General features: G+C 44.6%; 2 protein-coding genes and 1 pseudogene. All 3 read left to right on the forward strand.

What is annotated here, in order from left to right; genetic code table 11:
• Window positions 1–675 (forward strand): annotated as a pseudogene (locus J5224_RS28290) (EscN/YscN/HrcN family type III secretion system ATPase); the annotation flags it as partial.
• Window positions 659–1,120: a hypothetical protein gene (locus tag J5224_RS28295; RefSeq protein ID WP_264628432.1), complete on the forward strand. Its 462-nt coding sequence runs from the start codon at window positions 659–661 to the stop codon at window positions 1,118–1,120. The pseudogene J5224_RS28290 and the gene J5224_RS28295, both read left to right, overlap by 17 nt.
• Window positions 1,101–1,292 (forward strand): hypothetical protein (locus J5224_RS28300; RefSeq protein ID WP_264628433.1); only part of this gene is annotated, 192 nt, incomplete at its 3' end. The genes J5224_RS28295 and J5224_RS28300, both read left to right, overlap by 20 nt.

Here is a 1,292-nt window from a genome sequence, read left to right on the forward strand (position 1 = left end):
AGTGCGCAAGTGGTGCTGGTTTACGCCACATCAGACCGGTCGTGTATTGAACGTTATAATGCCGCGCAGATAGCGACACGTGTGGCGGAATATTTTAGCGCTAAAGGGAAGCATGTCCTGCTGTTTATTGATTCAATAACCCGTTATGCGCGTGCGCTGCGTGATACCGCACTTAGCATGGGGGAAATGCCGGCCAGACGCGGTTATCCCGCCTCGGTGTTTGAAGCATTACCCAAGCTGTTGGAGCGGCCTGGACGTTTTCATCAGGGTTCAATAACGGCCTTCTATACGGTATTGATTGAGAATGAAGAAGAACCGGATGTTATTGGCGATGAAGTTCGTTCTATTCTCGATGGACATATTTATCTGAGTAAAAGGTTGGCTGCTCAAGCACATTATCCGGCGATTGATATTTTACAAAGTATTAGTCGTGTGTTTCTTCATATCACGCCATCAGAGCAACAGCGTGCCGCAGCACGTTTTCGAGAATTGCTGTTTCGGCAACGAGATATGCAACTGTATCTGGACCTGGGAGAATACCAGCCAGGAGAGAATGCAGAAAACGATACGGCGCTGAATAAAAAGGAGCAGATGGAGGATTTTCTCAAACAGGACATGACGCAGAAAATCGAGATAACCACGTGTTTGGATAAACTTTATGCATGCCTGGCGTAAAGGACATGCTTTTTTGGCTTTGCTGGAGCATAAACAACATCGTGCCGGGCATGATAAAAAAAAGAGTGAAGCGCTATTGGATGAGATGTTTTACGCCATTGCGCAATGCCGTAGGGAGTATGACGCAATAAGCACGAAGATTGCTCAGTTGATGTCGCCTGGGGTGCTTAGTCGCAGTGAAATGTACCAGCGTATTCGGCAGCAGGGTGTATTGATGAGTAACCAGCAAGATATTACTCAGCGCATTATTGATTTGCAGAATGATGCTGATATTGAAAAACAAAAAATAGAACAATGTCAGAGCGTGATAGTCGGGTGTGAAAAAAGACACCGCAATATTGCACGCAATCTTCAACGTATGCGACGTAACCAACTTCAACGTGCAGATACCACTACTGAAAATGATATTGAGGAGAGAGTAAGTTATGGAGATAAAACCGGGTGAGGCATCAATAAAATCCCAGATGTCATCGGAAACCGACTCTGAAAGTGAAATATCCCTCGAAAAAATAGCGGAGAAAAAGAAAAAGAAGGAAACACACAGTTCCGAAAAAATTACGTATTTGCATTATTACACTGCAATTCTGCATGACAAACCGTTGAGCCTGAAAAAGAAC

Source organism: Candidatus Symbiopectobacterium sp. NZEC135 (assembly GCF_025962695.1).